The sequence below is a fragment of the Oleidesulfovibrio sp. genome, assembly GCF_047973035.1.
In the GTDB taxonomy this organism is placed as follows: domain Bacteria; phylum Desulfobacterota; class Desulfovibrionia; order Desulfovibrionales; family Desulfovibrionaceae; genus Oleidesulfovibrio.
In genome coordinates this window covers 185,549-210,578 of record NZ_JBKEBF010000037.1, presented here as the reverse complement: position 1 = coordinate 210,578, position 25,030 = coordinate 185,549, and the positions used below count along the sequence as shown (strand labels likewise).

At 54.9% G+C, this 25,030-nt stretch carries 25 protein-coding genes and 2 pseudogenes; 7 read left to right on the top strand and 20 right to left on the bottom strand.

Features of this window, described 5'->3' with window-relative positions:
• The first annotated feature begins 15 nt into the window (after window positions 1–15).
• Window positions 16–180, top strand: a complete 165-nt coding sequence (locus ACK5LI_RS13200) for a hypothetical protein (protein ID WP_416950097.1) — start codon at window positions 16–18, stop codon at window positions 178–180.
• Window positions 181–196: 16 nt separating this feature from the next.
• On the opposite strand, the gene ACK5LI_RS13195 is transcribed toward ACK5LI_RS13200, so the two are convergent.
• Together ACK5LI_RS13195 and ACK5LI_RS13190 are read right to left on the bottom strand one after the other, a co-directional pair.
• Window positions 197–385, bottom strand: coding sequence for a ferredoxin (locus ACK5LI_RS13195; protein ID WP_416950095.1), 189 nt, complete (start codon window positions 383–385; stop codon window positions 197–199).
• Window positions 386–577: 192 nt separating this feature from the next.
• Window positions 578–1,903: a trypsin-like peptidase domain-containing protein gene (locus ACK5LI_RS13190; protein WP_416950211.1), complete on the bottom strand. Its 1,326-nt coding sequence runs from the start codon at window positions 1,901–1,903 to the stop codon at window positions 578–580.
• Window positions 1,904–2,095: 192 nt separating this feature from the next.
• Here ACK5LI_RS13190 and cobT point away from each other — a divergent pair, with 192 nt between their 5' ends.
• Window positions 2,096–3,172 carry a nicotinate-nucleotide--dimethylbenzimidazole phosphoribosyltransferase gene (gene cobT, locus ACK5LI_RS13185; protein WP_416950092.1) on the top strand — a complete coding sequence of 359 codons (1,077 nt, stop codon included), beginning with the start codon at window positions 2,096–2,098 and terminating at the stop codon, window positions 3,170–3,172.
• Window positions 3,173–3,267: 95 nt separating this feature from the next.
• Complete coding sequence (locus ACK5LI_RS13180) at window positions 3,268–4,239, top strand: ABC transporter ATP-binding protein (RefSeq protein WP_416950088.1); 972 nt, start codon at window positions 3,268–3,270, stop codon at window positions 4,237–4,239.
• Window positions 4,240–4,564: 325 nt separating this feature from the next.
• On the opposite strand, the gene ACK5LI_RS13175 is transcribed toward ACK5LI_RS13180, so the two are convergent.
• The 5 genes from ACK5LI_RS13175 to ACK5LI_RS13155 form a co-directional block, all read right to left on the bottom strand.
• Window positions 4,565–5,218: a class I SAM-dependent methyltransferase gene (locus ACK5LI_RS13175; protein WP_416950086.1), complete on the bottom strand. Its 654-nt coding sequence runs from the start codon at window positions 5,216–5,218 to the stop codon at window positions 4,565–4,567.
• Window positions 5,219–5,528: 310 nt separating this feature from the next.
• Window positions 5,529–6,140 carry a recombination mediator RecR gene (recR, locus tag ACK5LI_RS13170; RefSeq protein WP_416950084.1) on the bottom strand — a complete coding sequence of 204 codons (612 nt, stop codon included), beginning with the start codon at window positions 6,138–6,140 and terminating at the stop codon, window positions 5,529–5,531.
• 4 nt (window positions 6,141–6,144) lie between these two features.
• Window positions 6,145–6,456 carry a YbaB/EbfC family nucleoid-associated protein gene (locus ACK5LI_RS13165; protein ID WP_416950082.1) on the bottom strand — a complete coding sequence of 104 codons (312 nt, stop codon included), beginning with the start codon at window positions 6,454–6,456 and terminating at the stop codon, window positions 6,145–6,147.
• Between the two features lie 50 nt (window positions 6,457–6,506).
• Complete coding sequence (gene dnaX, locus ACK5LI_RS13160; protein ID WP_416950080.1) at window positions 6,507–8,264, bottom strand: DNA polymerase III subunit gamma/tau; 1,758 nt, start codon at window positions 8,262–8,264, stop codon at window positions 6,507–6,509.
• Between the two features lie 70 nt (window positions 8,265–8,334).
• The gene (locus ACK5LI_RS13155; protein ID WP_416950078.1) at window positions 8,335–9,258 is read right to left on the bottom strand and encodes a branched-chain amino acid transaminase; all 924 of its coding nucleotides are present in this window, start codon (window positions 9,256–9,258) and stop codon (window positions 8,335–8,337) included.
• 253 nt (window positions 9,259–9,511) lie between these two features.
• Between ACK5LI_RS13155 and ACK5LI_RS13150 the strand changes: the two genes are divergently transcribed.
• Window positions 9,512–10,357, top strand: coding sequence for a M15 family metallopeptidase (locus ACK5LI_RS13150; protein WP_416950076.1), 846 nt, complete (start codon window positions 9,512–9,514; stop codon window positions 10,355–10,357).
• Complete coding sequence (locus tag ACK5LI_RS13145; protein WP_416950074.1) at window positions 10,333–11,805, top strand: M99 family carboxypeptidase catalytic domain-containing protein; 1,473 nt, start codon at window positions 10,333–10,335, stop codon at window positions 11,803–11,805. The genes ACK5LI_RS13150 and ACK5LI_RS13145 overlap by 25 nt, the downstream gene beginning before the upstream one ends.
• Window positions 11,806–11,977: 172 nt before the next feature.
• On the opposite strand, the gene ACK5LI_RS13140 is transcribed toward ACK5LI_RS13145, so the two are convergent.
• The 12 genes from ACK5LI_RS13140 to ACK5LI_RS13085 all read right to left on the bottom strand — a co-directional run bounded on the left by ACK5LI_RS13140 (window position 11,978) and on the right by ACK5LI_RS13085 (window position 22,844).
• A complete protein-coding gene (locus ACK5LI_RS13140; protein WP_416950072.1) occupies window positions 11,978–13,966 on the bottom strand; it encodes a response regulator in 1,989 nt (662 codons plus the stop codon).
• A 96-nt stretch (window positions 13,967–14,062) separates the two neighbouring features.
• Window positions 14,063–14,458 (bottom strand): DVU0259 family response regulator domain-containing protein, encoded by a 396-nt coding sequence (gene divK / locus ACK5LI_RS13135; RefSeq protein WP_416950070.1) that lies wholly within the window; start codon window positions 14,456–14,458, stop codon window positions 14,063–14,065.
• Complete coding sequence (locus ACK5LI_RS13130) at window positions 14,433–14,894, bottom strand: response regulator (protein WP_416950068.1); 462 nt, start codon at window positions 14,892–14,894, stop codon at window positions 14,433–14,435. The genes divK and ACK5LI_RS13130 overlap by 26 nt, the downstream gene beginning before the upstream one ends.
• 31 nt (window positions 14,895–14,925) lie before the next feature.
• Window positions 14,926–15,849: a universal stress protein gene (locus ACK5LI_RS13125; protein WP_416950066.1), complete on the bottom strand. Its 924-nt coding sequence runs from the start codon at window positions 15,847–15,849 to the stop codon at window positions 14,926–14,928.
• 3 nt (window positions 15,850–15,852) lie between these two features.
• Window positions 15,853–16,395 carry a hypothetical protein gene (locus tag ACK5LI_RS13120; protein ID WP_416950064.1) on the bottom strand — a complete coding sequence of 181 codons (543 nt, stop codon included), beginning with the start codon at window positions 16,393–16,395 and terminating at the stop codon, window positions 15,853–15,855.
• Window positions 16,396–16,414: 19 nt separating this feature from the next.
• A complete protein-coding gene (gene tmcA, locus ACK5LI_RS13115) occupies window positions 16,415–16,804 on the bottom strand; it encodes an acidic tetraheme cytochrome c3 TmcA (protein WP_416950062.1) in 390 nt (129 codons plus the stop codon).
• Window positions 16,805–16,825: 21 nt separating this feature from the next.
• Window positions 16,826–18,145: an electron transfer complex ferredoxin TmcB gene (tmcB, locus tag ACK5LI_RS13110; RefSeq protein ID WP_416950060.1), complete on the bottom strand. Its 1,320-nt coding sequence runs from the start codon at window positions 18,143–18,145 to the stop codon at window positions 16,826–16,828.
• Window positions 18,146–18,180: 35 nt separating this feature from the next.
• Window positions 18,181–18,840, bottom strand: coding sequence for a TmcC family electron transfer complex membrane anchor subunit (gene tmcC / locus ACK5LI_RS13105; RefSeq protein ID WP_416950058.1), 660 nt, complete (start codon window positions 18,838–18,840; stop codon window positions 18,181–18,183).
• 14 nt (window positions 18,841–18,854) lie between these two features.
• Complete coding sequence (gene tmcD, locus ACK5LI_RS13100) at window positions 18,855–20,105, bottom strand: electron transfer complex subunit TmcD (protein WP_416950056.1); 1,251 nt, start codon at window positions 20,103–20,105, stop codon at window positions 18,855–18,857.
• Between the two features lie 385 nt (window positions 20,106–20,490).
• On the bottom strand, window positions 20,491–20,829 hold the full coding sequence (locus tag ACK5LI_RS13095) for a tRNA-binding protein (RefSeq protein WP_416950054.1): 339 nt from the start codon (window positions 20,827–20,829) through the stop codon (window positions 20,491–20,493).
• Window positions 20,830–20,892: 63 nt separating this feature from the next.
• A complete protein-coding gene (locus ACK5LI_RS13090) occupies window positions 20,893–22,263 on the bottom strand; it encodes a PFL family protein (protein WP_416950052.1) in 1,371 nt (456 codons plus the stop codon).
• A gap of 26 nt (window positions 22,264–22,289) precedes the next feature.
• Window positions 22,290–22,844, bottom strand: coding sequence for a glycine cleavage system protein R (locus ACK5LI_RS13085; protein ID WP_416950050.1), 555 nt, complete (start codon window positions 22,842–22,844; stop codon window positions 22,290–22,292).
• A 232-nt stretch (window positions 22,845–23,076) separates the two neighbouring features.
• On the opposite strand from ACK5LI_RS13085, the pseudogene ACK5LI_RS13080 reads away from it, so the two are divergent.
• Both ACK5LI_RS13080 and ACK5LI_RS13075 read left to right on the top strand, forming a co-directional pair.
• Window positions 23,077–23,391: pseudogene (locus tag ACK5LI_RS13080) on the top strand (helix-turn-helix domain-containing protein); the annotation flags it as partial.
• A gap of 197 nt (window positions 23,392–23,588) precedes the next feature.
• On the top strand, window positions 23,589–24,005 hold the full coding sequence (locus ACK5LI_RS13075; RefSeq protein WP_416950048.1) for an AraC family transcriptional regulator: 417 nt from the start codon (window positions 23,589–23,591) through the stop codon (window positions 24,003–24,005).
• A gap of 419 nt (window positions 24,006–24,424) precedes the next feature.
• Here ACK5LI_RS13075 and ACK5LI_RS13070 read toward each other — a convergent pair.
• Window positions 24,425–25,018: pseudogene (locus ACK5LI_RS13070) on the bottom strand (DNA-3-methyladenine glycosylase I).
• Window positions 25,019–25,030: the final 12 nt, after the last annotated feature.

The window sequence follows — 25,030 nt, the reverse complement described above, 5'->3', positions numbered from 1 at the left end:
GAAATGGGCGTTTTTATGGCCCGAAACGGAACCGGCGAACGATGCAGGCCGGAGTTGTTCTGCTTCCGCCACGCCGGACTACGTGTGCGGAATAATACAGGATGCGGGGAATATCCTGTTAAAAAAATGCTGACCGGACAACAGGAATCCTGTCGTCCGGCAGCACGTAGCGTACGCTAGCGAAAAAAAAGCGAGCTTACACTTCTTCGATGGTGATTGCGTCGGTTTCGCAAACTTCCACGCAGGATTCGCAACCGAGGCATTCTTCTTCGTTAACAACAGCAGCTTTGCCGTCCTGAAGTTCGTAAACTTCTACGGGGCATACGTCTACGCATTCGCCGTCGCCGGTACACTTGTCGTGATCAACAGTTACATTCCAACCCATGGTAATCCTCCAGGCGTTTTTATTGGGGCAGTGCCCCGTACGATTTATAAACCGCGCCGCGTAAAGCCGCGAAGCGCGGACTTATGGCAGCTAACCATTGCAGTGCAGATAGCTTTCCCCCCATACGGTGTCAAGACTTGAGGTGCATTCTCAGCAAAGCAGGGCAAAAAATATTATAATCAATCAAAAAAACTACATAATCATGCGCACATAGGCAGCACGCCCATCTCGGGCTGCAACCATGATAACTGCGCCCGACAAACGGTACCGGATAAACGTTTCGGCAAATGCCTGCAAAGAGTCCGTCCGCATGCCTCCTACCTGCAATATCAGATCACCTGCACGTAGTCCCAGACGTGCTGCGGGGCTGCCTTCCTGTACACTCTCCACCATAACGCCCTGCCCCCTTACATCGCGCATGGCCATGCCCCATTTGCGGGTTGCCATGACCAAAGCGTCACGCACAGGAAATACCGCAGGTGTGGCAGACATTTCCATGCGGTCACCCTGTCTGAATATCAGCAGCCTCAACGGGCGACCGCGGGTATGGTTTCGCAGTAGTTGCAGATAATGGTCCTTATCCGTCACAGCGTCTGACTCAATCTGCTGAATAACGTCTCCTGCCTGCAAGCCTGCCTTCTCCGCCGGCGAGCCCTGATATACCGCTGTCACCAGAATGCCGCTTGTATTGTTCAGCCCCAGCCATGCGGCTGTGCGCTGGTCAAGGTCCTGCCCTTCCAGCCCGAGCCATACAGGGCTGACGCGCCCCTTGCTGAGCAAATCCTGCACCACCCTGCGGGCTTTATTCACCGGAATGCTGAATCCGATTCCTTCCGCGTTGGCCTGAATGGCGGTATTTATGCCGATGAGTTCGCCCAGAATATTGATCAGCGGGCCCCCGCTGTTGCCCGGGTTAATGGCTGCATCGGTCTGGATAAGATCGGTAAAGGTGCCCTGCTGCGTGCGTATGGAGCGTTGCAGGGCCGAGACCACACCGGTGGTTACCGTATGTTTAAATCCGAAGGGATTGCCGATGGCAACAACGGTCTCGCCCGGCATGATATCTGAAGAATCAGCCATAGGCACAGAGGGTAATGCCTTTGCGTCATGGATGCGCAGTACCGCAATATCAAAATCCGGTGCTGCGCCCAGCAGTTCCGCCTCGAATGTTCTGCCGTCCAGCAGGTGCGTGCGGATGCTGCTTGCTCCGGCAATGACGTGCGCATTGGTCAGCACAAGCCCTTTCTGCCCGTCAATGATGACGCCGGACCCAAGGCTGTGCCGCTGCATGCGCTGCTGACGCCCCGGAACCCGAAACATTTCACGAAACAGCGGAGACTCTGCAAAAGGGCCGAAGGGGTTGGAGCCTTCAACCATACGTGCGGTAGTAATATTTACTACCGCAGGGGCAACCTTATGCACGGCCCGCACTACAGGCGTGATGCGGGGAGAGTCCGGCATGGCTCCGTGTCCGGCACGGGCGGGAGATGCTGCCGCCAGAAGGCTGAAGCACAGCATGAAAACGCAAAGATATGCTGCCGGTGCTTCTGCAATATGAACGCGCAACGAGGCAAGTCGTGTACATCTTGTTGTTTTTGCCGGAGTATCGCATATGCTCATAGTATCTGCCACCTTTGAATGTCCGCGCAAGCGCGGTATTGCCATTTCACCATGCCGGTTGTACTTTGCCTGATTCGAAAAGGAGTCTCCATGCTGCACCCGCTGCACGATATAATCAAGAGTATACAGCCCGTTGATATAAGCCTTGAGCCTGCCGCACAGGCCCATCTGGATGATCTGACCAAGCCTTTGGGCAGTCTTGGCAGGCTGGAAGAGCTGGCCATGCGCCTTTACTGTATTCAAGGCGGCAACCGCCCTCTGGCTGCTGATCCGGCCCGCATTTACACTGTTGCCGGTGATCACGGCGTTTCCCTGGAAGGCGTAAGCCCGTTTCCGCAGGAAGTCACCCGCCAGATGGTAATGAATTTTCTGAACAACGGGGCCGGTATCAATGTGTTATGCAACACTGTAGGCTGCGAACAATTTGTGGTGGACGCAGGCAGCTGCGGCGGTGCATATCCTGAACACCCGCGGCTTATCCAGCGCAAAATCGGCGCAGGCACCGCCAATCTGGCAAAAGGCCCCGCCATGAGCCGTGAACATTGCGAACAGGCCGTCATGCTGGGCATCGACCTTGCCCGCATGGCACATGAATCCGGCTGCCGCACTGTGGGAACGGGAGAAATGGGCATTTCAAACACAACCCCGTCCACAGCGTTGTATTGCGCATATCTTGGTATCGACCCTGCCGACATCACCGGACCCGGCGCAGGAATCACCCCCGAAGGCGTTGTGCGTAAAACTGATATTATCCGTACCGGTCTTGCCGTCAACAGCAAGGCTGTAGATTCCGGCGATACTCTGGATATTCTTGCCGCGCTGGGCGGATACGAAATTGCCACGCTGACGGGTCTTATTCTGGGCGGTGCCTACTATCGCATGGCAGTGCTGGTAGACGGTTTTATTTCTACCGCCGCGTGGGTTGCCGCATGGAAGCTCTGCCCTGCCGTTGCTGATTACAGCTTTTTCAGCCATGCATCGGCAGAAACAGGCCACAAAGCCGCGCTGAAAATGCTAGGCATTAAACCTTTGCACGATCTTGGCTTACGCCTTGGCGAAGGTACCGGCGCAGCGCTTACATTGTTCCTGCTCCGCTCTGCGGCTGCAATTTTTAACGACATGGCCACGTTTTCCACCGCCGGAGTTGCCGGTAGCGAAATCGTCTAGCATACTATCCGCATGCCGCTGCATGCCGCACCACATACGGCAGGCAGCGGCACCCGAACAGCAACCGGCCCGCGCCGCTACACAACGACAAGCCTATGACAGCATCCGCCAAGCCGCATCTGCAACTGGAAAACGTATCCCGCAGCTTCAAACTGAAACAGCGGCTGCTTGATACGTCCGCCAGCACAGTGCAGGCTGTTGACGCCGTGTCTCTGCACCTTGAGCACGGGGAAACGCTTGGGCTTGTGGGCGAAAGCGGATGTGGCAAAAGCACGCTTGCGCGCATGGTGGCAGGATTGCTGCCGCCTTCTTCCGGACGCATTCTGCTAGACGGCGAGCCTGTGCACCATGAAAGTGGCGCACACGTGCATATGCCGCGCAGTGTACAGATGATTTTTCAGGACCCGTTTTCGTCGCTCAACCCGCGTATGCGTATAGGCCGCAGCATAGGCGAATCGCTTGAAGTGCAGGGAATGCCCCGCGACAAACGGGTGAAACGGGTGGAAGAGCTGCTGAACATGGTGGGGCTTGCGCCGGAACATTACAACCGCTATCCGCATGAATTTTCCGGCGGGCAACGTCAGCGAATCGCCATTGCGCGGGCACTGGCACCGGATGCAAGCCTGCTTATCTGCGACGAACCTGTCTCCGCACTGGATGTCTCGGTGCAGGCTCAGGTCTTGAACCTGCTGGTAGGATTACGGCACGATCTCGGGCTGAGCATCCTCTTCATTTCGCACGATTTAGGCGTGGTGCGGCATCTCTGCCATCGGGTCGCCGTCATGTACCTTGGCCGGATTGTAGAAGTAGCCCCCCGCGACATGTTGTATGAAAGCCCGAAGCATCCATACACCAAAGCCCTGCTGGACTCTTTGCCTGTCCCCGTTCCCGGAGCACGCAAAGGACATCCGCACCTTGGCGGAGAACCGCCAAGTCCGCTCGCACCGCCTGCCGGTTGCCATTTTCACCCGCGGTGTCCGCACGTAATGCCGCAATGCCGCGAACACATCCCCGAAGCCGTACCGATTTCCGATCAGCATCAGGTGCGCTGCCACCTGTACACTTAGCCTGATTCAAGCATTCAGCGATGCCTGCCTCATTCTTCGAGCCTCCTGTATTCACTTGCATTCATTCGATCAGTGCACTTGTCTCAGCACGCACTTATGTAAGTCTTTAGTCGTATGCAGAGGCTACTTGTACAAGATGCCTACGGCCTCAAATTCTTTCACATCAAACCGCAGAGGAAGCATAATCGAAGCACGCTCCCCAAAAGCGGTACTGGAAATCCTGCCCACGCCTATGCCGCACTTCATGCGGTACCATCTGCTTTTTTACCGAACCCGCAAGCCTTAGCTAGCATCTGGCTACGAATCAGCAGCGGCTACTTACCGTCTACACCCGCAGGCAGGTCAAGCGCAAAGTATCACGCAGTACCAGCGGCGTATCATCTGCATGGTCGCGCAGATAGTCCCGCATGGCTGCTTCTATCTGCGGCGTATGCGGCTTGCCGTAATGGTTCAGCGTCGTATCACGCAACTCGACAAAATCATCAAAGACCCAGCGCGTATCAAATTCAAATCGGGCGGCAACAGAGTAGTCGGTGCGCCCCAAAACAGCCTCCACAACATGCAGGTCGATGTTTTCGTTGCGCACAATGGAGCAGAACTCCTGAATATGGCTATGAGAACAAGGCTCAAGCACGCCGATCAGCCCGCCGGAGCAGAGGCAGGCAGCGGCCTGTTCCAGCGCTTTTTCGGAATCAGGATGGTGATGCAGCGAAAGCGTGTAGAGAACCACATCAAAGCTATCTGCGGCAAAAGGCAGCTCCATACCCGAGCAGCAGGCAAAACGGGCTTGAGACAGCACGTTACGGGCCTTCAGCAGAGGTGCTGATTCGGGTTCCACGCACGTGATGCTTGCAGGCAGGTGGGCATACTGCGCCGTAACCCTGCCATCCCCGCAGCCGATTTCAAGCACTCGTACTCCGGCAAGCGGCAGTCCACGTTCAAGCGCCTGAAGAGTATTATGTTCTGTATCTTGTTGCATTACAGACAAATAGAGTTTTTTGAACAAAGCGGCAACCTACGCTTAAGCATAACGAAAGCTGTACTGCCCGAGGAAGTGCTTCACCGCCTTCATAAAACTGCCGGACAAGACCCCAAGCCCTCCGTTTACCCCTTTATCTTGTATATCACCCCGACAAACCCTCCATAGAAAAGCCCCCCCAAGGGCGCGAAGCGTTTTGTTAACCGATCCTATTGGCCAACCCCATTGGGCAAACACGTCAGGCAGCCTCATCAGCCACAAAAAAAGGGATGCACAAGGCATCCCTTTATTCACTCTACATAAATGCTTGTTACAGATCCTGACGATACTGCAGCGACTGGCGCAACGTTTCCTTATCGATAAACTTCACTTCGCTGCCAAGGGGAATTCCCTGAGCGAGGCGTGTTACACGAATGTCCGGAAAATCGCGCTGAATCATGCTGCGTATGTAGGATGCGGTGTTTTCCGCTTCCAGCGTGGTACCCAGCCCCAGAATAATCTCACGGATTTCGCCTTCTGCCAGTCTGCGGCGCAGCCGCTCCAGCTCCAGTGTTTCCGGATTCACGTTATCCAGCGGTGCCAGCAACCCGCCCAGAATCATAAACTGCCCCTTGTAGAAGCCGCCGTCTTCGATAACCAGCAGGCTGTCCCACTCCGAGACAAGGCACAGCGTTTCACGACTGCGCGAGGCATCCGTACAGATGCTGCAGGGGTCAACGTCCGTCAGCGAGCCGCACCGATGGCACAGGTGCAGATTATCACGAAGCCCGGCAATGGCAGTGCCAAGGCCGCGGGTTTCGCTTTCCGGCCACTTGAGCAATGTCATGGCCATGCGCAATGCAGACTTGGGGCCAAGACCCGGCAATTTTGCCAGCCGGTCCACAAGCAGCTTAAGCGGTTCGGGCAAACGTTGTGCAGACACAGTGCTACATCATGCCCGGAATTTTAATGCCGCCGGTAAGGGCAGCCATTTCTTTTTCCACCATATCTTTAGAAAGGCGGACACCTTCATTGATGGCTGCCAGTACGAGGTCCTGCAGCATTTCCACGTCTTCAGGGTCAACTGCGGCGGGATCGATTTTGATGGACTTAAGGTCCTGCTTACCGCTTACAACCACGGTCACCATACCGCCGCCAGCGGTGGCTTCCACAGTGCGTTCCCCCAGCTGTTCCTGCAGTTCGGTCATTTTTTTCTGCATAATCTGCGCCTGGCGCAGCATATCCTGCATGCCTCTCATAGTGATATCCTCCGACAATGTCGCTTATGTGGCGTAGCCTTATGCGACAATTACTTATTGTTTTTCTCTAAATATTTCACAGCCAGAATGCGCGCACCCAGCTCGTCTTTCAAACGCTGTACCGCCGGATGCTGATCAATTTCCTTGCGCAGGTCGCTAAGCGCTTTCCGCTGCTCTGTGGGCTGCCCGACTTCAACCTCGTCGCTGCCCCAGTAGCGCTGCGCAAGCGGCTTAAGAGCCGTCATCATATCCGGATGGGCCAGACGGTCGTACTGCATCTGATACTTGGGAGCAATATGCAAAACGCCGTCGCGGAATACGCCGCTCATCTGTCGCAGGAGCTGCAAACTTACGCCGTCCTGCCCGTTCTGCTGCTGGCAGAACTGTGCAAATCCCTCCCACGTGGCGGGGCCGGACGGCTCAGGCTGCCCCGGCGGGGCTTCCTCCGGCGGAGACGGCGCATCTGCTGCTGCATGGTCCCCTGTATCCGGCTGAGAATCCGCAGGGTGCGGAGCATCATCCGGCATGGACTGCGGAGCGGAAGGCTGCTGCACTGTCTGGCCGTGTGTACCTGCGGGGGGAACCTGTGCGGCTCCCGCAGCAGAAGAGGGGTTTTGCTGCACTGCACCTGCTGCCGGTGCTTTAGGTGCTGCGGCATCTGTGTCCGCAGCTTTGGGCGGCGGGGCCACCTGTGACGCCTGAGACATACCGAGCAGGCGCGGCATAAAGGCAAGGTTCAGCAGCAGCAATTCCAGCGCCATGGCCGGTTCAAGGCTGTTCAGCACTCTGCGTTGCCCTTCCAGCGTCATCTGCCAGCAGGCATGAATATGCGAAAGCGCAAACTGCGGAGCCCATTCCAACCATTTTCTGGCTTCGTCTTCGGGCAGGTCGAGCACGGCAAGCGCACTTTCACCAGCCTGACGCAACATGAAAAGGTTACGCCACACGCTTGTCAGTTCCCGCAGGAAAAAGCCCAGATCCAGCCCCTGATCCAGCACGTCACGCAATACGGATGACACCGCGACACAGTCCTGCCGCTTTACGGCGTCCATAACGCGGAAGAAAAGTTCCTGTCCTGCAAGCCCCAGAATACCACGCGTGTCGGCCACGGTCAGAGATTCGCTGCCGAGCGCCAGCACCTGCCCCATCAGTGACATGGAGTCACGCACGCTGCCTGCGGCTCTGCGGGCTATCAGCTTGACGGCTTCCGGCTCAAACTGGGTGCCTTCGCGGCCGAGAATGCGTTCCAGATGCTCGGCAAGACCGGCTTCCGTAAGACGTTTGAATGTAAAATGCTGACAACGGCTGACAATGGTTACGGGAAATTTGTGCGGCTCAGTGGTCGCCATGACAAAGGTCACGTTGGCGGGCGGCTCTTCCAGCGTTTTCAGCAATGCGTTGAATGCTTCGCGGGTAAGCATGTGCGCTTCGTCAATGATGAAAACCTTGTAACGGCCTTCCATCGGCGCATAACCGATGGCTTCTTTCAAGCGTTTGGCATCATCAATGCCTCTGTTGGAAGCGCCGTCGATTTCCACCACGTCCACAGCCATGCCCTGCGTAATCTTGCGGCATTGGTCGCACTGATTACAAGGCTCTGACGCGGGGCCGTTTGCGCAGTTAAGCGCCTTGGCAAAAATTCGTGCAATGGTGGTTTTGCCGACACCGCGCGTGCCGCTGAAAAGATATGCGGGCGCAACCCTGTTTTCGGCAGCCGCCCGTGAAAGGATGGCTTTAACAGTTTCCTGCCCTGCGACGTCGGCAAAGGTTTGCGGCCTGTATTTGGCGGTAAGCGATGCGTGGCTCATTATTCAGAGTTGCTAAAAGGTGAAAAGCCGGCCCTGCCATGACAGGGCCGGCCATAAATGGCATATGCCGCTACACGGAGTACTTATGCAGCCAGTGAGCGTAGTTCGGATTGTCGCCCTTTACAACCTTGAAGTATTCGGTCTGCAGGTGTTTGGTTACCTTACCTGCTTTACCGGCGCCAATTACACGGCGGTCCACTTCGCGGATGGGGGTGACTTCGGCTGCGGTACCACAGAAGAATGCTTCGTCTGCAACATACAGTTCGTCACGAGTGAACTGCTGCTCCACAACCTTGTAACCCAGATCGGTAGCCAGAGTCATCAGGCTGTTACGGGTAATGCCGTCAAGGATGGACGTAAGGGGAGTGGTTTTGATCACGCCGTTACGTACGATAAAGATATTTTCACCGGTTGCTTCAGAAACATAACCGGCGGTATCCAGCATCAAACCTTCGTCGTAACCGTCTGCAACGGCTTCGGTCTTTGCCAGAATGGAGTTAACGTAGTTGCCCACGGCTTTCGCCTTGGTCATCATCACGTTTACGTGATGACGCTGGAACGAGCTGGTTTTTACGCGAATGCCCATTTCAAGAGCTTCTTCGCCAAGATACGCGCCCCAGGGCCATGTTGCAATAATGGTCTGGATAGGGTTGGTACCGGGGTTAACGCCCATGGCGCCTGCACCCACAAAGCTCAGAGGGCGGATGTAGCCTTCGTCCAGTTTGTTACGCTGCAGAGTTTCCACAACGGCATCCACAAGCTGGTCTACGGTGTAGGGAATTTCCATACGTAGAATCTTGGCAGAAGCAAAAAGACGCTCGATATGTTCACGGAGGCGGAAAACAGAAGAAGTACCGTCTGCACTCTTGTACGCACGGATGCCTTCGAATACGCCCAAACCGTAATGCAGGGTGTGGGTCAGAACATGCACATTGGCTTCGTCCCAGGCAACCTGCTTGCCGTCAAACCAGATCGTTTCCGATTTCTGGACCATTTGTAACCCCTTTACGCGCCCTTTTTGCAGGACGCCGGTTGCCGTCTGACTCCCTATGCGGAGCGACGAGGATGATTGCATTCAGATCAACAACACACGCTAAAAGAACTCAGCCCGTCTGGTCAAGCGGCAGCATACCTGATCCTTTGTGTTGCAGGCTATTTTCATCTACAATACTGTATACCCAGTCCGCAGCAACCTGCGGTCCCACAGCAGCTACAGCTCAACCGCGGAGACACGTCTGCACACACGCATGAACAGAAGACATTTTCTTGCCATTGCAGCCTCGGCATGCGCCGCAGGCCTGCTGCACCACGGGCCCGCTCTGGCCGGAGCGCTGACGCAGTTTGCCCCGCAGCAGGGACTTATAGAGTCGCCTGTGCGGGATTATGTATCGCGGATGCAGAACTTTGACGCGCCCGATCCGGCAGATATCATCTTAAGTCCCGAAAGATTCTCCACACTAAAAAAAGCCACAGCCCGCCTTGCCCGCACCGAGCGGGTCGTAGGCCATGGCAATTTTTACATCTTAAGCTTTGACGAAGCGTTGCGACTGGCCGACTCGTACCCATCCATCGGCACCTTCAGCAAAGCAGAAAAGGACCTGCTGGACGAAATTTTTCACACCGATGCCTCTGTATACGGCTTTTACGGTACCAAGCCTGTCACCAGACTGACGGAACGCATTCCGCAACGCGAAGTGATAAAAGTTCCGGGCATGGGCAACTGGCTATTCAAAGGCAAGCCGGAGGAGACATGGCAGGCTATTCAGCAGATTTTCGGCGAAAGGGTTATTCTGACTTCGGGCGTGCGTGGTGTGGTAAAACAGTTCATGTTGTTTCTGAACAAGGCCGTTGTCTCTGAAGGCAACCTGTCGCTCGCTTCGCGTTCTCTGGCGCCTCCCGGTTATTCGTTTCATGCGGTAAGCGATTTTGACGTTGGGCAGCACGGCTTCGGCGAAGCAAATTTTACAGCCCGCTTTACTGAAACTGACATCTTCAAACAACTTGAAGAACGTGGCTACATCACTTTGCGCTACCCGCAGGACAACCTGCTGGGAGTACGATTTGAGCCATGGCACATAAAGGTACTGTCATGAAGCGCATCACTATCGCGTTGATACTCTTTCTCCTGTCGTTTACGCCAGCGGTCTTTGCAGCGGACAGCCTGACAGCTCCTGCGCTGGATTTTACACTGCACAAATTAGAAGCAGCGGCAACAGCACCTGCCGCTACCACACAGTCCCCGCCCACGCTGCTTATCATCGGCGGCATTCAGGGCGACGAACCGGGCGGTTTTAATGCCGCATCACTGGTGGCTTCGCACTACACCATTACGCACGGCAACGTGTGGGTAGTGCCGGACCTGAACTTTCCCAGCATTATCAAACGGTCACGCGGCATACACGGCGATATGAACCGCAAATTTGCCAAGCTTCCTTCCCGCGACCCTGAGTTTGACACCGTATCCCGCATCAAAAACATCATCGTCAGCCCTCAGGTGGACGCCGTACTTAACCTGCATGATGGCAGCGGCTTTTACCGCCCCACATGGGAAAACAGCCAGTGTAACCCGAACCGCTGGGGACAGTCTGTCATTATCGATCAGGCGACCCTTAATGCACCCCGTTACGGCAACCTTGAACAAATGGGAAAAACAGCAGTAGACCATGCCAATGACGAACTGCTGGACGGTAACCACAGATACTACCTGAAAAATACCGAAACGCGGCGGGGCGACAGGGAGATGGAAAAAACCCTGACATACTTTGCCATCCTGCACGGCAAGCCCGCCTTCGGCATCGAAGCCAGCAAGCAATTTCCCACGCACGTCCGTGCGTACTACCATCTGCGCGTTCTGGAATCATTCATGCGGCAGATGGGAATACAGTTCACCCGTAACTTTGCCCTGACCAGAGGCGGCGTTTACGGCGCCATAGAACGTGACCTTGCCGTACGTCTGTATGACGGGCGCATCACGCTGCCGCTGGACGACATCCGCCGGACAGTGAGCTACATCCCCATGCACAAAGGGCAGCCGGTAACCTTTTCACCGCTGCGCCCGCTGCTCACGCTGCTGCCGGACAGCAACCGCTTTGACGTCTACTACGGCAACCGCCGCCTGACAGCCATCAACCCCCAGTATTTTGATTACGACAATTCGCTGGAACACGTTGCATTGCAGATTGACGGCGAGTCCACCGCGGCAAAAGTGGGAGATGTCGTCTCTGTTCAACGCGAATTTATGGTGGAGCCTATAAAAGGCTACCGTATCAACGTGATCGGCATGACGAAAAAAGGCGTAGATGATGAAGCGGGACTTAATGTAAGCAAGGCTGATTTTCTGCCCGGCTTTTCCATCGATACCCGCGAATCTCTTTACAGAGTTGAAGTATACCGCCAGCGTGAAGGAAAAGAAGACGCCTTTGCCGGTATGCTGATAATGAACTTTGGCGGTCCGACAGCGCAGCAGCAGCTTGCCATGGAAAATAGTCCGGATGACGCACCGGCAAGCCTTGATGATGCGGAGTCAACGCAGGGCCGTTAGCGCATATTCATAAAAAACAGCCCCGCTATAAACGGGGCTATTTTTTATGACAACAATATTACATTTTCCCTCAATGCCCCTTGTTCCCCTGAAGGGTTCCATCCGCATGCGAGAAGCCATCAACAGCTTCTCCGGAGACAACTTCACAGGCAGCTACTAACCCGGCAACAGCTTATCCGGCAGCCAGCTCCACAGCTTGCGCCCCGTTACCTGCTCCGGCGTTCTCTTCATTTTCTTTTGCAGAGTCAGACAGAACTCGCGGCAGGCTTACCACAAAAGTGGTACCCTGTTGCGGTTCCGAACCTACCGAAATAGTACCGCCATGCTGCTGTACCGTCTGCGAGGCAACAAACAGCCCGATTCCTGTTCCTGCTGCACCTTTGGATGAAAAAAACAGCGTGAACAGCTTTTCACGGGTTTCACGGTCCATGCCCGTACCGTTGTCGGTAATAAGAAACTCAACCCTGTCAGACAGACCTGTAACGCTTAACAACACTTCGTGCTCTTCTTTCGATTTATCAGCAACGCAGGCTTCCACTGCATTTTCCAGCAGGTTGACAAACGCGGCAGAAAGAGCGCCGGAATCTGCCTCAAACGTACCTGCATCCGGTTCAACCTCAACGGTAAACTTGATATTCTGCGCCTCAGCTTTGGGCTGCACAAGGGCGGCAACCTCGGAAGTAAAATGTGAAGTCACAACCATTTCCCAGTTGAGTGCCCGCTTTTTGGAATAGTACAACAGATCGAGAACCATCTTGCGCAGGCGGTCTGTCAGATGCTTCACATCGTTATAGCTGTCTTCGATGCGTTCCGTGTTACCGCGTTCAAGGCCGGAGCCAAGGCGGTAGATGCCACCGTCCAGTGCGGTCAGCAGCCCCTTGATGCCATGCGCCGTGGAGCCCAGCAGCAACCCGAGATTGGAAAGGCGGTCCTGCAACCGCCGCAACTCTGTGATGTTTGTAGACATCTCCATCACTTCAATAATGTTGCCGTTCGCATCCCGTAGTGGCGCTGTCCACACAAGAACATTGTATTGCTCGCCGGAGCGCGAAGTGACAACGGTTTCGTACTGGTGCGGCTGCCCGTCAATGAACGTACGCTGAACAGGACAGCCCGAACAGGGCGTCTTGCGGTGCACGAAAACATCATGACAGAAGCCGCCCACGGCATTGCCGAAGTCCTCACGAAAACGCCTGTTTGCTTCCACCACACGGAACTGTTTGTCCTGCACGGTGATATAACAGGGAGCTTCTTCAAAAAGCTGCCCGTAGCGGTGACGGGTTAAGCGCAGCTCTTCATGCAGCCGACGGGCTTCCGAAGTATCGACAGAAATTTCCAGCACCAGCTCGACTTCGCCGTCATTATCCAGAATGGGTGCGGTATGAACCAGTACCGGAATACCGTTGCCATGCTTATCGATAAGCATTTCTTCCGTCCTGCTGCCGCGCCCTTCACGAATGGCGGTCAGCACGGGGCAGCCGTTACTTTCTTTGTCACGCCCGTAATATGCTTCCCAGCTCTGGTGCCCGACAAGATTCCCCAGCCGCTCCCTGTAAAGGTCGTTTGCGGATATGATCTCCAGATAACGGCTGTGCACGGCAACAAAACAGGGCAGCTCGTTGAACACTCCGCCCATGGCGCTGTCCATGGCGTTAAGCAGGGCTTTAAGACCCACGGAAAAGCCGTCCATCATCTGCTGTGCGGCAAGCTGACGCTCCGCCTCAACAAGCCTTGCGGATTGTTCCCGTACTTTATTTTCCAGATTTTCTGTGTAGTCACGCAGCTGAGCGCGCATGGAAATACGTTCATTGGCCCTGCTCAGGGCTATTTCCAACACGTCGTCATTGATGGGCTTGGTGATAAAGTCCGTGGCATCCTGTTTCAGACTCTGGATGGCAAGGTCCATATCGCCGTGACCGGTTATCATGATGACTTCCGTTTCCGGCGACTGTTTTTTTATCCGCGCAAGAAGGTCAAGGCCCGAGAGGCCAGGCATTTTAATATCGGTAAGAACGATGTCGGGCTGCGTCTGATCAAAAAGTCGCAGGGCTTCCTCACCTGTGGCAGCGGTGGTCACGCGGTATCCGGCATCAGCAAGTGACAGACCCAGAACGGTACGGATTCCTTCTTCGTCGTCCACCAGCAGGATGGAATGGCTCATGGATACTCCTCGGCGCATAGCAGCGCGTTCCGGCAGTATGGCAGCCTGCCGGTGATTGCGTCGGGACGCCCCCCGCAAGGAGCGCGCCCCGTCATGCTATTCGTCGGCGGAGGCCATAGCGGCGGCAGAGCGCCCCTGCTCTCCCAGCGTTTCACGTATAATCTCAAGCAGTTTATTAGGGTCAAACGGCTTTTTAAGCGACGCCACAGCGTTACGGATAGCCAGGTGAATACCGGAAAGGCCGCTGATGACAATGACCGGTGTTTCTTTGAACTCCGGAGCTTTGCTCATCTTACGGTAAAAACGCGGCCCCCATTCGTTGGGCATTTCCAGATCAAGTGTGACCAGATCCGGCTTTTCGCGCTCCATCACGGCCATTGCGTCTGCTCCGTCTGAGGCGGAGCATGTGGCGTAGCCATTGTCGCTTAAGATATCCACAAGATATTTGACGATATAAGGGTCGTCGTCAACAATCAGGATCTTGTGCGGCATTGCAGCTCTCCTTGTATTCCCTGTGCCTCTTTACGTCGTTTTTCTGCGAATCCAGCACGGTACGGACAGTGCTGAGTAATTCTTCCGGGCACGGCGGTTTTTCCATATATGCCTGCGGCGGCGGCAAATCGCCCTGCGCCAGCCCTATCATGGCCAGCCCGTGGGCAAAGGTACCCGCCCCTACTGCCGAAAGCATAACTACAGGCACGCTGCGCAATTCAGGGTCGGAACGCAGCCCCCGGTACATCTCCAGCCCGCCCTGATGCGGCATCATAACATCCAGCAGCACAAGGTCGGGGTTATGCGTACGGGCCATTTGCAGGCCTTCGCTTCCGTTTCGGGCGGCCACCACGTGATAACCGCCCGTTTCGAACAGCGCCTTCAGGTAAAACCTGAAGCTCATTTCGTCATCCACTACCAGAATGGTCTGCGGCATTACCGCCTCCCGCTGTCAGACCGCAGTGCTATCAGGCGGCAACTTTATCAGGATGCACCACACTTGCCACAGGGCATGCGGAGCGGAGCACAACCTGCTCTACGGTACTGCCTATTTCAGCCTGCTCGGGATCAACTTCCTTGGTGTGGTGTGCCATTACCACAAGGTCAGCCTGCCGTTCCCGGGCGTACTTGAGAATCTCGACATACGGAGTACCTTCCCAGATATCCACCTGGTAGTTGTCAAAGTCGCCCATTTGCGAAATGTAACGCTCCTCCATCTGCTTGTGGGCATGTTGCAGGCGGCTTTCGATATCGGACTGGCTGGGGAAAACCCCCATCTTGGAGGCATGCATATCAAAAGCGTGGAACAAATGCAGGCGTGCGTTCACTTCCTTTGCACTGCTGAGGGCGAACTTGAACGCAGAGTCAGCAGCTTTTGAGAAGTCTGTGCAGAAGACAATGTTTGAGAACAGGTTCCAGCAGGTTGTGCATGGACGGTTGACGATAAGCACCGGACACCGTGCAGTGCGGGCCACGCGCTGCATGGTGCTGCCGATGACGCTGCGGGTGCGGGCTGCACCGGGGTCGTCGTCGCGGGCATTTGCCCCCATGACGATCAAATCCACATCGTTATGGCGGGCAAAGCGCAGCACTTCTGTATGCGGCACGCCCACTGCCAGTTCGATGTTGGTGTTTTTTTCAAAACCTTCAAGCTGTTCCGCATACGTGCTTTTCAGTTCATCAATTACCCATTCGCGGTAATCAGCGTCTGCGTGTTCTTCCTGCCCTGTACGCAGATCGCGCACCATATGGGAAAAACCGCGGCTCGGCACACCAAGCACGTGGAACAGAAGCAGCTTTGCGCCATTGCGCCGTGCAAGGTCAAAAGCAACCTTTGCCGCATTGTCACTGGCCGGAGAAGCAGAAGTGGCGAAGAGAATTTTTTTGAACATATGCTACCTCCTGAGGCTGCATTGCCGGGAGCCGCCCTGAAAGCCCATCTCCCATGCGATGCCTTCGATGACGTCGAACAGACTGAATGCGGTCTCACATATAAGCACATCCGGTCTGTCGCCAAATACAGTATGTTTCACGCCGCCCAGCGCCAGAGGCATATCCAGCAATTCACCAAGAGATATGAACCGCAACTCGTGCTCCTGTCCGCCATGTTCGCTCGTGCCCCGCAGGGTGGTGTAGGACTGTACTGCAGGATTTCCCGGAAACCCTGTAAGTTCAATGAGTTTTGCAAGCTGCAACACCGTAAACGCATCCGTTATGCAGTTGGCTGAAGGCTGTTTCTGCGTCTCAGCGAGCGCTTGCGCAAAAAACGGACTCAGCCGTGCAAAATCGGGATACAGCCTGAGCATCTGCATGAAGCTGCGTAATGTGACCCCCTGCTCCAGCGAGACCACCATGCCCAGAAGCGCCAACGGATCGTTGGAAACCGGTGCATCCTGCGACTCAAGGTAGCCTGTGGGGAGCAATGCCACATTGTTCATGCCATGCCTTCCGTACCTGTTATGCGGGCCACGGCTTATGACAGCCGCCGCAGTTGGCAGGACCTTTGCCTGTTGTTTTATGGCACCCCATACACTGGCGGTGGTAAGCCCGCTTAAGCGGCGTGCGGTCGTCCTTTACCGTAAGGGCGTGACAGTCTGCACAGGGAGTGCCTTCGCTGGTTTCTTCCAGCGTCTGCTTGCCGTCAATTTCTCCATGATGGCACGCCGCGCAGTCATCAATGCCTGCTTTTTCGTTATGCTCATCGTGCGCAAACGCTGCGGCAGGCCGTGTCAGCGGCTCAAACGCGCTGGTAGATACTGTGATAACGCCATCAGGCGCGCCAGCCAGAGCATAGGTCACACCTATGGCGGCCAGCAGAGTCAGGACAATGATCGTGCGGTGCAACATATGACCTCCCTGAACCGCCGCCTACTGAGCGCCGGGCTTTTCCATGCAGTCGTAAATCAGGTCGCCGAGGAACTTGAGCGACATGCCCAGCTCGTAATGATGGATGATATCCTCAAGGCCGCCGTGACAGTTGTGACAAGGGGCGATAACCACGCCAACCTCCGTACGCTTGAGCTGCTCGGCTTTAGCCCTGTTGCCCTCCACCCTGACGTTTTTAAAAGGCGGCCCGCAGTTGATGACCCCGCCACCTGCGCAGCAACACAGGTTGTGTTCGCGGTTGGGTGTCATTTCCACCACGTTAGGACACAGGAACCCGACAACCTCGCGCAGTTTTTCCATCAACCCGCGTCCCCTGATAATATTACACGGGTCATGGATGGTGACGGGTTCTTTAAACTGTTTAGCCAATTTGATTTTGCCTTCTGTGAACAGCTCCCAGAAAAATTCGACAGAATGAACCACCGGCACGGGGTGCCACTTCCAGCCGAGCCAGCGGTTGCCCACATCATAGATGGAGCGGAAGGCATGGCCGCATTCGCCCATGACAATGCGTTTAACTTTAAGGCGTTGTGCCGCTTCAAAGTGAGCGCGCTTCACACGGCCCATTATTTCGTAATCGCCTGTAAACATGGCCATATCGCTATTGTCCCAACCGGGGGTCTGAGGCAGAGTCCAGTCGACTCCGGCCTGATCGAAAATGACACCGGCCTGATAAATAAGCTGGGTACGGAATTTAGGTTCCGGAGCGATAACAGAGTACATGATGTCCGCGCCTTCCTTCTCAATGGGAAAACGCACTGTTGCAATCTCGTCGCGGGCTTCTTCTTCCTGCCATTGCAGGCTGTCTATCCATTCGTCTTCTTTTACCCACATCTGGTTCATTGTGCCGGAATGGCTGTGGGCCGTATCCTGAATATACAGAGGGGTAACGCCCAGCTTGTGGCATATGCGGCGTACGGTGCTCATAATGTAGCCCGTATCAATACCTATGGGACAGTAATGCGTACAGCGGCGGCACAGGTTGCATTCCGTATAGGCCAGTTGCGCTATCAGGTAGATATCGTCCGGTGTAAGGCGTCCGTTTGAACGCAATATCTTCCACATCGTCTGGTCTACCTTGCCTGCGGGCGAATAACTGGGGTCGCCATCATGTGACAGGTAATAGTGGCAGGCAGGGGCACACATACCGCAGCGCATGCATGTTTCGGCATACGCCTTCAGCTTGGCTCCGGTTTCCCCCTGAAGCACATTCTGGATAACGCTCTGGATTTTATCCGGTGTAAGCGCTTTTATGCCGCGCTTCAGGCCTTCGTCTTCGATTTTCCGGTCGGCAATGCCCATTTTCGGCCTCCTCAGGAGTAGCTAGGCGGAAGTTGTTACCAGTCGCGGCAATGGCGTACGCCGCCGAATTCAGACCCCATGTACGCCCGCGTGAACAAAGTAAGCAGCGCATGGCTGAGCCGCGTAAACGGTATCGCTACCAGTACGGCCTCGCCGGACAACACGTGCAGCGTACTCATGATAAGGTTGTCGCCCACCATATGGGTGGCCATGAATCCCGTAAGAAACGGCAGGGCCACCAGCGCCAGCGCCAGCCAGTCGCCGGGACGGGTGATAAAGCGCACGGCGGGGGTGAACAACCTTCGGTAAGCAAAGAAAATGCATATGCCCAACACGGTCAGCGTCATTATATCTGCTACAGGGTCCGGCAGGCTCCAGAAATCGATGCCGAAGGCGTAATCCCACAGCACGACGTGCGATGACAAAAAGATGGCAATGCCAAAAAAGCAGAGGTGGAATACAAATGTCAGTACGGTGACCGCCGGATTTTCACGCCAGCCCAGACTGCCGAAAGGAACTGCCCAGTGCAGAATGGAGCGCAGGCTGAACTTCCAGTCCATATAAGCCAGAGAAGAGCCGTCTTTAGCCTTTGCCAACCGCAGCATGGTTACCAGCCTGTATACGCTGCCCAAAATAAACACGGCCCACGCAGCCCACGCCAGCGGCCCGGAAACGAAGTTGTAGAAAGCCGTCACATCCGCCTCCCTTGCTAGTAGAGCTGCGCAACAATGCGCAACGCCTTGCCGTTTCGAACGCCACGCAACAACAGCTTGCGGCCATCCGGACTGAATACAGGATCAAAAGCAGTATCAAATGCTTCCGTTACCGGAACGTCATCAAACAGGATAACCATTTTGCCGTTACGCTCGACACGGACGGCTATATGGTTGCTGTCAGGGCTGAAGGCAGGCTTCCACGCCATGTCGTACGAACCACGCCAGGGCTTTCCGTCGACCACAACCTGCCAGTTTGCATTTTTCTCACAGGCGAGAGCAACTGCCCTGTCCCCCGAAGGAGAAACCGTAAGTTCGGTTACGACGGGTGCGCGGAAGTTCCACGGCAGATCATTAAGTGAAACTGTAAAGCTGCCATATTCCGGTGCGACGATGGCCCACAAGTTTCTGCCGTCCTTACTGTACTGCAGGTTCCAGCACTGGGCGTTACGCGCTTTCCAGAGCATCTGCCCTTCCAGCGCAACACCCCACTTGCCCCCTTGCCGGACCGGCGCAGCCACACTGCCCGAGGCAGGGTGGAAACATGGCTCCCACACACACTGATATGAGCTTGTCCACGGTGTACCATCCACAGCGATGGTATAATCATAAAGATTGCGACGGACCTGAGCAGCCACACGGTGACCGTCAGGCGAAAAAACAGGAGTCCAGCAGTTCACAAAGTTGGCAGGCCATGCCGTGCCGTTGACCGCGACACTGTAAATTCCCTGCTGGAATGTAGAAATGTCTGCCTGCCCCATGGATTGCGTCTGCACAACGGCAGCGGTCTTGCCCCCTGCTGGGCTCATACAGAAATTGGTGGCGTTTTCGTACAGCGTTTCCCATATAACGCCGTTCACAACCATGCCGTACTCGCCGTCCTGTTGTACCGGTACGGCAATTTCACCCGCAGAGCCGAACAGGGTACCCCACAGATAGCCGTACCTGTCGGGCCACAACTCTTCTCCTGCCAGCATGGTCCATTCGCCGTCTTCCTGCACCAATGCTGAGATTCTTCCGTCAGGCGTAAAGCGGGGAAGCCATATTTTATCGTATGTTTCTTCCTGTACAGTATCGTTGCAACGCAACGAGAATGTGGCTTCGTCCACGGCACATACAGCAACAAAGTTTTCACCATCGGGCGAAGCCTGCAACTCTTCCTGCCAAAGGTGGCCTTCTTCAGGAGCGGTAGACTCTATAATGGTGCGTTCACCGGTTTCCCAGTCCCATGCATCAGGTAGTTGCATGCTTGCCTCCTTTTCCGCAGCATAGTGTAGTGAACGTTATTACGATGCACTATGATCAATCTAACAGTGCATTGCGTGATATTCTTTACTCTATCTTTCAGGTATAGATACCATAAAAAATTATTTTGTGAAGTATTTATTTGAAATAAAATAACTATACTACACAGGTGGAGTATTATTTTATACTTTTGCAGTAGCAAATAAAAAACCCATCATATATTTTATACTGCACAGGTATACAATACATGCATTAGATTGTATTATGCTTGCAATCACCACTACAGTTTCCAGTGCAATCATCTGTAACAATGCATAATGCCAAAAACGCAGAAGGGCGGCACCGCAACTGGTGCCGCCCTTCTGCGTTTGGGATGTATCAAGTCTGCTAATGCAGTTTTGAACCATCGGGAACAGGTTTATCAGGAGCGATAAGTACGATGTCGCCCTGCGCATCTGCAAAGCCCGTTACAAGGCATTCAGACATAAAAGGGCCAACCTGCTTGCGCGGAAAGTTGACAACGGCCACGACCTGACGCCCTACAAGACTTTCCATATCGTAGTGCGCTGTGATCTGCGCACTTGATTTACGTACTCCGACTTCTTCACCGAAGTATATCCAAAGCTTGTACGCAGGCTTGCGGGCTTCAGGGAAAGGCTCCACACGCTGAACCGTGCCGACACGAAGCTCCACCTTTTCAAAATCGTTCCAGCTGATCTCCTGCATGGTTCCTCCTTTGCATTTTCTGCATATCAAAAAAAAGCGGGGCATGGCCCCGCTATATAGCTTCTAGTTTTTCAGGCTGTGGATGGGTGCCGGAATGCGCCCGCCAAGCCGTATGAACTGTTCGGAACTGCCACCGGCCGGAACAGGCATAATGGCAGATTCGCCCAGCAGCCCGCCGAACGAAACCGTGTCTCCGGCTTTTTTACCGGGTACGGGGATAATGCGCACGGCAGTGGTCTTGTTGTTGATCATGCCGATGGCCATTTCATCCGCAATGATTGCGGCAATGGTCGTTGCGGGGGTATCTCCGGGAATCGCCACCATATCAAGACCTACGGAGCAGACACTTGTCATGGCTTCCAGCTTTTCCAGCGTCAGAATGCCCTTGGCCGCGGCTTCGGCAATGTTCAGGTCTTCAGATACGGGAATAAAGGCACCGGAAAGGCCACCCACGTGCGAGCTGGCAAACGCGCCACCTTTTTTGACAGCGTCGTTCAGCATTGCCAGAACGGCAGTGGAGCCGGGCACGCCGATGGAGGAAAGCCCTACGCTCTGGAATATTTCACCCACGGAGTCGCCCACCTGCGGCGCCGGTGCAAGCGAAAGGTCTGCAACCCCGAAGGGTACGCCAAGACGTTCTGCAACTTCGCGTCCGATAATTTCGCCAACACGGGTTACTTTAAAGGCGGTACGCTTGATAACATCTGCAATATCACCCAGCGAACGGCTCTTTGTTGCCATGGCGCGGTCGATTGCTTTTTTCACCACACCCGGGCCGCTAACACCGACGTTGATTACAACGTCAGGCTCACCGGTACCAAGATAGGCTCCGGCCATAAAAGGAACGTCCTGCGGGATGTTGGTAAAGACCACCAGCTTGGCGCAGCCGATGCCGTCGCGGTCTGCGCTGCGGTCGGCAATTTTGACGATGGTATCGCCCATCAGGGCCACGGCGTCCATGTTGATACCGGAGCGGGAAGACCCCACGTTGATGGAAGAACAGACACGGTTTGTTGTTGCCAGCGCTTCGGGCAGAGCCTCGATAAGGGCCATGTCGCCCTTGGTCATACCTTTTTCAACCAGCGCGGTAAAACCGCCCAGAAAGTCCACACCGGCATTGCTTGCGGCGGCGTCAAGAACCTGCGCAGCCTTAACCATTTCGTCCGGTCCGAAAGGTGCGCCGACGACAGCCATAGGGCTGATGCTGATGCGCTTGTTTACAACGGGGATGCCATATTTTTCGCCCACTTCGTCACAGGTGGCTACCAGATGCTCTGCGTAGCGGCTGATTTTGTCGTGTACGCGGGTGGCAAAACGGTCAAAGTCGTCGCTGGCACAGTCAAACAGGCTGATACCCAGCGTTACGGTACGCACATCCAGATGCTCGTTACGGAGCATGTTCAGAGTGCTGATAACTTCGCGATCGGTAAGCATTGTAAATCCTTGCTGCAAGAACGCGGCTAAACGGGCAGCACGCGGTGGATGGCTTCAAAAATATCACGGTGTTGCAGGCTTACCCGCACACCGAGCTCTTCCGCTTTGTTTTCCAGTGCCTTTTTAAAGTCGGCGTTGTGTACCGAAGGCGGAATGGAAATTTCAAACATGATCAGAGCATTGCCCGAGTCATGGCGTTTGATGGCCTTCAGGTTTTCAATGTTCACGGCCCATTCGCTCATCACACCGGTAATGCCGGAAATAAGTCCCTTGCTGTCCGGCCCGTCCAGCGTGACCACAAACAGATCTGTCTGCGGCTGCGCAGTGGCGGTGCCGGCTTCATGTTCACGGATAAAGCATCCAAGCCCCTGCCATGCCATGTGCGATGTCAGTGCATCACGCAGCGCCTCAATGCTAAGACGCTCGGGAAGACCCGCAATGAACAGCGCCGCAAAGGCTCCCTCAAGAATGGTCTGGCTGACCTCGACAATATCGCAATCAAGTTCATGCAGACGTTGCGCAACGGCATTTACAATGCCGGGGCGGTCACGTCCGATGATGGAAACGACAACCTTGTTCATATTCGGTCTAACTCCCTAGTGTATTGGATTCGTCACAGTGCAGTGGGCGGCTGCGGCTGTCAAGCGGCGGAATGCCTTGCGATTGTTCCTTAATATCGGCATCACAGCCAGCTATCCGGTTGTCATATAAAAAATAGTACAATAAAACCGACCTCCGTAGTGCGGCACTGATGTTTATTGTTGCAGCCATCTTTCGTCCCGAGAGAGTGTTCCGCAAAAAAAGTCATGTGCCATGCACGACGATTTAGTATTACGGAGGAAAGGAACAGACACCATGCACAACAACGCGACGGAAACATATCGCGTGCGCATACTTCGAGCCATTTTATGGCTCGAAGAGCATCTGGAACATGCTGTTACGCTGGAAGAAATGGCCGCACAGGCACATTTTTCACCGTTTCACTTTCACCGGGTATTCCGCGGTATGGTGGGAGAATCGGTCAAAGCGTACATCCGTCGCCTGAGGCTGGAAAAAGCAGTGCACCGGCTGGCATATACCAGTGCAAGCGTGATGGAGATATCTCTTGATGCCGGTTACGAGGCGCAAGAGGCGTTCAGCCGTGCGTTTAAGGCGCAGTTTCGCTTGTCGCCCAGCGCGTTGCGCAAAAAGGTGTCACAAACGGGTACCATACCCTCTGGAGTACTGGGAGAAAACACCATGACTAAAGTCGTTGCCGGATTTACTTTGGAAAGTCTGGGCCTGCAGCCTGTTGTAAAAAATTCGATCCCATCCGCGTTGCATTTGTGCGCCACACCGGACCCTACGAACAATGCGATGGCGCCTGGAAAGAATTATGCGACTGGGCATGCCCCAAAGGCTTATTCGGACCGCAGACTCAGGTTTTGGGCGTTGGATACGATGACCCTGAAATCACTCCGCCTGAAAAAATCCGCTATGACGCCTGCATTTCCGTAGGGCCGGACGTTGAAGGCGAAGGTTCTGTCGGCATCCGCGAAATCGAAGGCGGAGAGTATGTAACGGCAATCTGGAAAGGCCCCTACACCGGACTTATGAATGTGTATGCCGCGCTCTGCGGACAGTGGGGTCCGAGTTCGGGCCGCGAATTCAGCGGCAAGCCCTGTGTCGAGCAGTATCTTAATGACCCTGCAACCACCAAGCCGGAAGACCTGCTCACTGAGATCAGAATCCCTTTAGTCTAGTAGCAGGGCTGACGGAGTAGTGGCGAAGTAATGGCATCACAAGATGCCGCTGAAATGCAGGGCAGAAGTCTGATGAACTGTCGCAGTACGTTGTCTGATGCATCCGGCTGAAGCGCAGAAAGCATTCCCCGTGGAGTTTTAAAAAAAACTTTATACTCCGCGCCGGACAACAGTTGCAGCGCTCGTCGCCCTGAAAACGCTGTCTGATGCATCTTGGCGTGCCTGACCTCGCTGGCAAAAAGGCTGGCAGCATAGATGCCGTCATGTATCCCTGAAAGCCACGGGGTGCCCTGCCCCTACCCTTATTCTGGGGCTGTCTGGGGCTGAGATTCAAAGTAGTAACCGCCCGCAGAGGCTGACCTCTGCGGGCGGTTTTGCATACACAAACAGGAACCGCATGAACGCCAGCACGGCGCGAACTACATCGCTTCGCCCAAAGCCCGTACCGGTTCGTACCGCGGACAGGACATCAGATGATCATTTACAAGCCCCGTGGCCTGCATGTGGGCGTATATAATTGTGCTGCCTACAAAATTGAACCCGCGCTTTTTCAAATCCTTACTAATCATATCTGACAGCGGGGTAGTGGCGGGCACCTGCCCTAATTCACGCCACGCATTCTGAACAGGCCTGCCATCCGTAAATCCCCAGATATAACTGTCAAACGAGCCGAACTCCTGCTGCACCTGAAGGAACGCCTTTGCATTGCGCACGGCAGAAGCAATCTTCAGCCTGTTTCGCACTATGCCCTCGTTCTGTTGCAACGTTGCCATGCGGGCATCATCAAAGGATGCCACCGCTACAGGATCAAACTGAGCAAAGGCGGTACGATATCCTTCACGTTTGCGAAGAATGGTAAGCCAGCTCAGACCTGCCTGTGCACCCTCCAGCACCAGAAATTCAAAATGCTTTCGGTCATCGCGTACCGGCACCCCCCATTCCTAATCATGATAGGCTATTTCTTCCGGCTCACGAGCCCATGGGCAGCGGTCACCTGTATCAAGCGTGATCATCTTTGCACCTTG